This window comes from Rothia sp. HMSC067H10 (assembly GCF_001810635.1).
In the GTDB taxonomy this organism is placed as follows: domain Bacteria; phylum Actinomycetota; class Actinomycetes; order Actinomycetales; family Micrococcaceae; genus Rothia; species Rothia dentocariosa.
Genome location: NZ_KV802293.1, coordinates 37,267 through 44,384, shown reverse-complemented (window position 1 = coordinate 44,384; position 7,118 = coordinate 37,267). Strand labels below are relative to the sequence as shown.

Here is a 7,118-nt window from a genome sequence, read left to right as displayed (position 1 = left end):
CGGGAGCACTTTAACTGCTCCCGAATGAAGAAAACGCTCCCGGATTTGTAAGTTCGTGTAAGGTGCGAACTATCGCGTGGGTTTTGCCCCGCGGCCTCCCAGCTGACGACCTGTATTTTCGTCATTTTTCAGGGCGGCACGCAGCTCTTTGGGCAGGGAGAAGAGAATGTCTTCCTTAGCGGTTTCTACCTCTTCGATGTTCTCGTACCCGTATTCAGCCAGTAGCGCCAGTACCTCCTGCACCAGCACCTCGGGTACCGATGCGCCAGAAGTCAGCCCTACGGTCGCCACACCTTCAAACCAGGATTCGTCCACCTGATGCGCGAAGTCCACACGTTCGGCACGCTTGGCACCGTACTCAAGCGCGACTTCTTTGAGCCGCACAGAGTTTGAAGAGTTCGCAGACCCGACCACGATCACCAAATCTGACTGCGGGGCGATCTCCTTGATAGCGCCCTGGCGGTTTGAGGTTGCGTAGCAAATATCGTCTGAGGGCGGGTCTTGAAGGGAGGGGAACCGTTCGCGCAGCCGCGCCACGGTTTCTAGGGTTTCGTCCACGGAGAGGGTAGTCTGTGAAATCCACACGACCTTCTCTGGGTCGCGCACGGTAACCGAATCCACTTCGTCAGGCGAATTCACAATCTGAATATGTTCGGGTGCTTCACCGGCGGTACCTTCTACTTCTTCGTGCCCGGTATGCCCGATGAGCAGAATATCGTAGTCCTGTTTTGCGAAGCGAACAGCCTCACGGTGCACTTTATTCACCAGCGGGCAGGTCGCATCAATCGTGTTCAGCTGCCTGTCCCCTGCGGCAGATACAACCGCTGGAGAAACTCCATGCGCCGAAAATACGGTCACGGACCCTTCGGGCACTTCGTCCACTTCATCCACAAAAATAGCACCCTGCTGTTCGAGGGTTTCCACCACATGACGGTTGTGCACAATCTGTTTGCGCACGTACACCGGGGCACCGTAGTGTTCGAGAGCCTTTTCAACGGCGATCACGGCACGATCAACGCCGGCGCAGTACCCGCGTGGGGTGGCCAGCAGCACCTTTTTGGCACTCGTGACGGGGTTTGCAGCCTCAATATCGGCGCGGCTTCGGCGGGTGCGCGGCAGCGGCGGCAGACCGAGGGAAATGGTTTCAGTGGACATGACTACTATCCTACGTTGTTTGTTCCTCTAGTGTGTGCGTACTGTGGTGCCGCTCGCAGTGAGCGCAATGAGTTTGGCAAGAATACCACCCAGAAGCGAGACCACGGCCGCCCATGCACTGTAACTTGCGAGCGAGTTCAGATGCCCCGTCAGCATGGGGCGCGCCGTATTGACTAGGCCGTCCAAGAAAACAGTTCCCACCGTGCTGTCGGTACTGAGCCCAAGCATCTGCGGGGTTTGCTGCGCCATGACCGCACTCAGAATCCACAGACCCGCCGCAAGAATCAAGAACGCACAGGTCAGAAGCACAAAGCGTCCGCGCGGAAGCAGAATCAGGGCGATCGCTAGACCGATAATACTTGCTGCGATCAGTGCCCCGAACATACTTCCAACCCACTGCGCCCGCTGCACCGCATGCTGCACGGGGTTTCCGTCACGGTCAATAGATATCAGGTGTTTTCCCCAGGATGAAATATCGGGGTCGTATATGCCGATGCTGCCCACACGCGCATCAAGCTCACGGTAGAAGGCGCTGATGTCGAGCGCGGCTGGATCATCAGGATGCGCCAGGTTGTAGGTGTGTGTATCTGCCGCAACCTGCCGCCACATGGTGCGGTATTCGGAGGTTCCAGTGAGCCTCTGTGCATTCTCGCTGAGGCGTTTTTTCACCTCGCCGCGGCTTGTGCTCAGAATTTGTGTGAGAAAGTTGTTGCCGGATTCGGGGAAGACTCGTTTGACCGCATCAGAGTTCATAACATCGGTGACGGCGGCATCGGCAATTCGTTTTTGAAAGTCTTGGTCTTCCACCAGCTGGGTGCTGAGCTGGTTGAACCCGGATTGGCTGATGAGGTTTTGATTGACCCAGCTGGCAACCGAACCCGTTAGCGCGCACAGAATACTCAAGGATGCGGCAAGAATCGCCAGAGCGTACCGCAGCTTTGAGACGCTGGTGGGCTCCAGTACGTGCCGCTGCGGTTTCTGATTCGCCAGGTTGGCTACGGGAGCACCCGTCGGTTCCGGGGTTTCGCTGTGCGGGCGCGGCACGTCCGAGGACTCGTTGAGCACTCGCGTCTGCTGGTTTATCTCGGGGGCAGATAAGAGCGTGGTGGTTTCATCTGCGCCCTCAAGATCATGCGGTTCGCTGGAGATAACCCGGTAGTCATCGCGCGGAGGTTCGGGCAATACGCGGGTGGTGTCTGGTGAGTCCTCTGGAACCTCAAGTTTGATCGTGCGCTTGGGTTCGTGGGGTTGGGGGTCGTCATGTGCACCCATAGGTTACAGATTACCGGGTTCGGCAGAAAAGGTTGAATGAGTGTGCCCTCAGCGGAAACTGTGACGTGAAGAGTACGCGCATGACCGAAAGATGGGCAAAATCGCAGGCTGTGGGAGAGAATGGGGTTATGACTGATTTTTCGGCAGCGCACCATGAATACCCGCACTCGGCTCCCCCGATTGTGCCGCCTGCGGCTGAGCGGCAGCTTCCTGCAAAGTCGCAGGAGACTACACCGCAGAATCCTTGGCCTCTGGCGCTTCTGGCTCAGAATATGAAGAACTATATCGATAAGGTTCCGCAGCTGTGGGTTGAGGCGCAGGTTGCTTCCCTCAACGGGCGCGGCGGGAACGTCTTTATCGAGCTGAAGGATCTGCAGGAAGATTTTTCGTTTACGCTCGCCCTGTTCGGTCAGGCGGGGCGCGGCCTGGGTTCGGATGTGAAGGTTGGCGCGCGGGTGGTGACCTTAGCGAAGCCCAGCCTGTGGAAGAACGGTCGGCTCTCGCTGATTGGACGACGCATCTATGCGGTGGGCACGGGTAACCTGCACGAACAGCTGCAAATACTGCGTGAAAAGCTGGCCGCTGAGGGGCTGTTTGCGGATGCTCGCAAGAAGCCGCTCCCGTTGCTGCCGCATCGTGTGGGACTGATTACCGGGCGCGATTCCGATGCCGAAAAAGACGTGATCCGCAATGCTTCGCTACGCTGGCCCGGAGTGCAGTTTGAGGTACGGAACGTGAAGGTCCAGGGCGAAGGCTCGGCGAGCGAGGTGATGGCGGCGCTGAGTGAGTTGGATGCGCTTCCTGAGGTTGATGTGATTGTGATCGCCCGCGGCGGCGGTTCGTTTGAGGATTTGCTATCGTTCTCGGATGAGGCTCTGGTACGTGCCGTGGCGGCGGCGCAAACTCCGGTCGTTTCAGCAATTGGGCATGAGGCAGACAGCCCGATTCTGGATGCCGTCGCGGATGTTCGCGCCTCTACCCCCACCGATGCGGGTAAGCGTATTGTGCCTGATGTCGCCGAGGAATTGGCGGTTATTCGTGAGGCGCGAGCGCGTGCCGACCGCGCGGTTTTGGGTTACCTGAACTATCAGGAGCAGTATATTCGGCAGCTGCATGAGCGCCCGGTGCTGACCCAGCCGGAAACGGATTTAGGGTGGCGCAGTGAGGATATTTTTCGGCTGCGGGAGCGAGCCGCCCGTTCGGTGGAGTACCGTGTGGCGCGCGAACGGGACGCGATTTCGCATACGATTGCCCGGGTGCGGGCACTCTCGCCCGTGGAAACGCTCAAGCGCGGGTACACGATTGTACAGCGCGCCGATGGTGAACTGGTACGCGATGCCACGACTCTATCGGTCCATGACAAGCTGACAATGCGCGCGGCGGTGGGCGGCGCCGAGGTCAGCGTGGTCAAAACATACGACTCAAATCTTGATTTATAACTCTCTGGTGGAAGGTACAACATTGTCTGAGAATATTAGTTTTCATACGGAAGAGCTGGGCGCTCCCGTCGAGACCCTGAGCTATGAACAGGCGCGCTCCGAGCTTGAGAACGTGGTGCGGCAGCTGGAATCTGGCACCTCAAATTTGGAGTCTTCGATAGCCCTGTGGGAACGCGGTGAGGCGTTAGCTTCTCGGTGTGAAGCCTGGCTTGAGGGTGCCCGGGAACGCCTGCACGCGGTGCGTAACACTCAAGATACAACGGATGAAGAAGCTGAATCTGAGGGTTCCGAGTCCGAAGACTAGGGCGTAAAAAGCTCTTGATGTGTTACCAGGCGTGAAAAAATCCGTTTGATAACACATCAAGAGCAGTAGGAGTGGGTGTGAACTAGCGCGGGAAACCGCCTAGCAAACCCCGCTAATTCTTTTGTTTGTAATCCGCCATGAAGTTACCCAGCCGCTCAAGCGCGCTCTTGAGGGTCTGCACATCCGGCAGGAAAACCAGGCGGAAGTGGTCGGGCTTATGCCAGTTGAAGGCGCTGCCGTGGCTGAAGAGAATCTTCTGATCTTTGAGCAGGTCAAGTATGAACTGTTCGTCGCTCTTGATGTTGAACTTTTCGGTATCAATTTTGGGGAACAGGTAGAGCGCGCCATCGGCCTGTTCACAGGTAATGCCGTCGATTTCGTTGAGCATACGATACGCCAGGGTGCGCTGCTCGTAGAGACGCCCGCCGGGGGCAACAAGTTCGTCAATGGACTGGTAGCCGCCGAGTGCGGTCTGAATTGCATGCTGGGCGGGCACGTTAGAGCACAAGCGCATCGACGCAAGTAGGGTAATGCCCTCGATATAGTTTTTAGCGTCCTCTTTTGGCCCGGTAATGGCGAGCCATCCGGCGCGGTAACCGCAGACGCGGTATGCTTTGGAAAGCCCCGAGAAGGTCATGCAGAGCACATCATCACCGGTGATGGTGGCCATGTTGATAGCCTCGGCGCCTTCGTAGGTGATCTTCTCGTAGATTTCGTCGGCAAAGACCACGAGCTCATGTTCGCGCGCCACATCAGCAATCTGCTGCAGAATCTCGCGGGAGTACACGGCACCGGTGGGGTTGTTGGGGTTAATAATCACAATGCCCCTGGTGCGCTCGGTAATCTTCGACTTGATGTCTTCAATATCCGGGTACCAGTTGTTCTCTTCGTCGCACAGGTAATGCACGGGGTTGCCGCCTGCGAGCGTGGTGGAGGCGGTCCACAGCGGGTAGTCGGGCATCGGAACCAGAATTTCATCGCCCGGTTCGCATAGTGCCTGCAGGGTCATAGGAATCAGTTCCGAAACGCCGTTGCCCAGATATATGTCGTTGGTGTCAAGGTCAAGAATCCCGCGATTCTGGTAGTACTGCACAATAGCGGTACGCGCCGAGTACAGGCCGTGGGAATCAGAGTACCCCTGTGTGACGGGCAGGTGGCGGATGATATCCATCATGATCGCATCCGGCGCTTCAAATCCGAAGGGGGCAGGGTTACCAATATTGAGTTTGAGGATGCGGTGGCCAAGCGCTTCCATGCGGTTGGCTTCTTCGAGAATAGGTCCGCGAATATCGTAGAGGACGTTGTTCAGCTTTGAGGACTGACGGTACTTCGTCATAGTTACATTACTTCCTTGGATGCTCTAATAAGAATTTCGCGGCCTCGTCGTCAGCGATGGGGTTGGTACCGCTCGTAAGACGAAGCAAGAACGATAGGTTTCCCGTATCTAATGTAGATGATACGCGGTTTATAGCTTCGCGTGCACTATCTGGCAGGTTACGACGCGCAATCGGAAGAAGTTGTTGGTTCAGCTGCGTAGTCTGTGGGTCTTCGAGAGTTGTGAAGCGGTTATCCTCAATCGCCGGGTCTGCGCTGTGCAAAAGAACCACCTGCGCGGTGTCTTTGCTGAGCATACTCACCCGTTCTGCCGAATTTTCGTTGAGAATAGGGTTTTCGACCGTGTATTTGTAGACGGTTTTGAGGCTTGCAACGCCGTAGTTGCTGCTGGTGTATCCGCTGGTGAGAGCAAAACTTAGGGTAGCTTTTACATCCGCAAGATTGGCGAGGCTGCGAAGTTTATGCTGCACTTCATTTTGGCGAGTGGTCACGAGAACATCGCGGTTTTGGGCATTAGCAACGTCTAGAAGTTCCAGGTGTTCGGGGAGCACACGGTTAATAGCGGCAACAGTATCGGTAATATTCAGTGCGCGCGCGTTAATGGCTCCGCTGGGGCTTGCGGTTGCGCCTTCGGAGGCGGACGCATCATGCGAAGGCGTGTTGGTGGGGGTTGGCGGTAGTGTGACCCCGGCACTCGCCGCGGATGCGCTGGCACTGGCGGCCTGGCGTTCCGCCTGAATTTGTGCGGGGCTAAGTTTGCCGTCGTTCGTAAGATGCAGAAGCAAATCGCCGCTGTAATCGATGACAAGGTCCAGCGTGTCTGGTTCGGGGGTGTTCGCTTCGGTCTGTTTGAGCGCATCCAGAAATTTGCTGCGGCTGTCTTCGTTGGTGACGACTTCAACGTTATATCCCACGTTGCGAAGCGCCTGAGCGTACAGGTATGCGACCGCCCGCATCTCGCGCAGGGCACCGATTCCCACGCGCAGGGTTCCATAGCTTGATGCTGAAGGATCCACTTTTGGTTTATCGTCCTCTGACGAGCAGGCGGCAAGAAGCGGAGCTAGGGCTAAGGCGCTTATCATGGTGCGGCGGGTAGGTGCGGGGCGGTTTGGGTAATGCACTAGATTTTCCTCGCGTTCTCGTCGGCAAGAAATTCTTGGTATTCGCGCGACCAAGCGGCGGCATTTTGAAAGCCCATCATGGATGCGACCTCGTCGATGAGAGTGCCGTAGCGCAGGGTATCGAGTTCAGCGATAGGCACCCAGCGGGCGCTGTCGGAAGAACCGTTCTCTTCGGCGCGCAGCTCGCCGGTGACCACGTGGGCGCGGTAGACGATGCGCAGGGCGCAGAACGGCAGCGTGCTGTCGGAGAGCCCGTTACGTGCGGGAAAATGCCCGGCGTGCACTCCCAAAATATCTTCGATGGCAACGCTGTACCCGGTTTCTTCGAGGGTTTCTCGCAGGGCGGTTTCATCGGCCTGCTCGCCCGGTTCCATGCCTCCGCCGGGCAGCGACCAGAGCGGGCTTTGGGCGCGGTCCTCGGGCACCCAGCGGGTCATGAGCAGTTTGCCCTGCTCGATAATGACCGCGTAGGCTGCGGGACGGGTTTCCATT

The 7,118-nt window shown here is 57.3% G+C and carries 7 protein-coding genes; 2 read left to right on the top strand and 5 right to left on the bottom strand.

What is annotated here, in order from left to right:
- Positions 1-69 precede the first annotated feature (69 nt).
- Both HMPREF2756_RS03995 and HMPREF2756_RS03990 read right to left on the bottom strand, forming a co-directional pair.
- A complete protein-coding gene (locus tag HMPREF2756_RS03995) occupies positions 70-1,155 on the bottom strand; it encodes a 4-hydroxy-3-methylbut-2-enyl diphosphate reductase (RefSeq protein ID WP_013397544.1) in 1,086 nt (361 codons plus the stop codon).
- Positions 1,156-1,182: 27 nt separating this feature from the next.
- Positions 1,183-2,427: an MFS transporter gene (locus tag HMPREF2756_RS03990; RefSeq protein WP_070618557.1), complete on the bottom strand. Its 1,245-nt coding sequence runs from the start codon at positions 2,425-2,427 to the stop codon at positions 1,183-1,185.
- A gap of 128 nt (positions 2,428-2,555) precedes the next feature.
- On the opposite strand from HMPREF2756_RS03990, the gene xseA reads away from it, so the two are divergent.
- Together xseA and HMPREF2756_RS03980 are read left to right on the top strand one after the other, a co-directional pair.
- The gene (xseA, locus tag HMPREF2756_RS03985; protein ID WP_070618631.1) at positions 2,556-3,866 is read left to right on the top strand and encodes an exodeoxyribonuclease VII large subunit; all 1,311 of its coding nucleotides are present in this window, start codon (positions 2,556-2,558) and stop codon (positions 3,864-3,866) included.
- Positions 3,867-3,888: 22 nt separating this feature from the next.
- Positions 3,889-4,170, top strand: a complete 282-nt coding sequence (locus HMPREF2756_RS03980; RefSeq protein WP_048751915.1) for an exodeoxyribonuclease VII small subunit — start codon at positions 3,889-3,891, stop codon at positions 4,168-4,170.
- 112 nt (positions 4,171-4,282) lie between these two features.
- Here the strand turns inward: HMPREF2756_RS03980 and HMPREF2756_RS03975 are convergent, their stop codons facing one another.
- The 3 genes from HMPREF2756_RS03975 to HMPREF2756_RS03965 are packed head-to-tail and all read right to left on the bottom strand — an operon-like array spanning position 4,283 to position 7,117.
- The gene (locus tag HMPREF2756_RS03975) at positions 4,283-5,506 is read right to left on the bottom strand and encodes a pyridoxal phosphate-dependent aminotransferase (RefSeq protein WP_070618554.1); all 1,224 of its coding nucleotides are present in this window, start codon (positions 5,504-5,506) and stop codon (positions 4,283-4,285) included.
- A gap of 7 nt (positions 5,507-5,513) precedes the next feature.
- Positions 5,514-6,626 carry a glycine betaine ABC transporter substrate-binding protein gene (locus tag HMPREF2756_RS03970; RefSeq protein ID WP_239652910.1) on the bottom strand — a complete coding sequence of 371 codons (1,113 nt, stop codon included), beginning with the start codon at positions 6,624-6,626 and terminating at the stop codon, positions 5,514-5,516.
- The gene (locus HMPREF2756_RS03965) at positions 6,626-7,117 is read right to left on the bottom strand and encodes an NUDIX hydrolase (RefSeq protein ID WP_070618551.1); all 492 of its coding nucleotides are present in this window, start codon (positions 7,115-7,117) and stop codon (positions 6,626-6,628) included. Before HMPREF2756_RS03965 ends, HMPREF2756_RS03970 begins: the two co-directional genes overlap by 1 nt.
- Position 7,118 lies beyond the last annotated feature (1 nt).

Excerpts from the sequence above, each read along its gene's own strand:
- HMPREF2756_RS03995 (WP_013397544.1), bottom strand. The coding sequence starts at position 1,155 with ATGTCCACTGAAACCATTTCCCTCGGTCTGCCGCCGCTGCCGCGCACC.
- HMPREF2756_RS03990 (WP_070618557.1), bottom strand. The coding sequence starts at position 2,427 with ATGGGTGCACATGACGACCCCCAACCCCACGAACCCAAGCGCACGATC.
- xseA (WP_070618631.1), top strand. The coding sequence starts at position 2,556 with ATGACTGATTTTTCGGCAGCGCACCATGAATACCCGCACTCGGCTCCC.
- HMPREF2756_RS03975 (WP_070618554.1), bottom strand. The coding sequence starts at position 5,506 with ATGACGAAGTACCGTCAGTCCTCAAAGCTGAACAACGTCCTCTACGAT.
- HMPREF2756_RS03965 (WP_070618551.1), bottom strand. The coding sequence starts at position 7,117 with ATGGAAACCCGTCCCGCAGCCTACGCGGTCATTATCGAGCAGGGCAAA.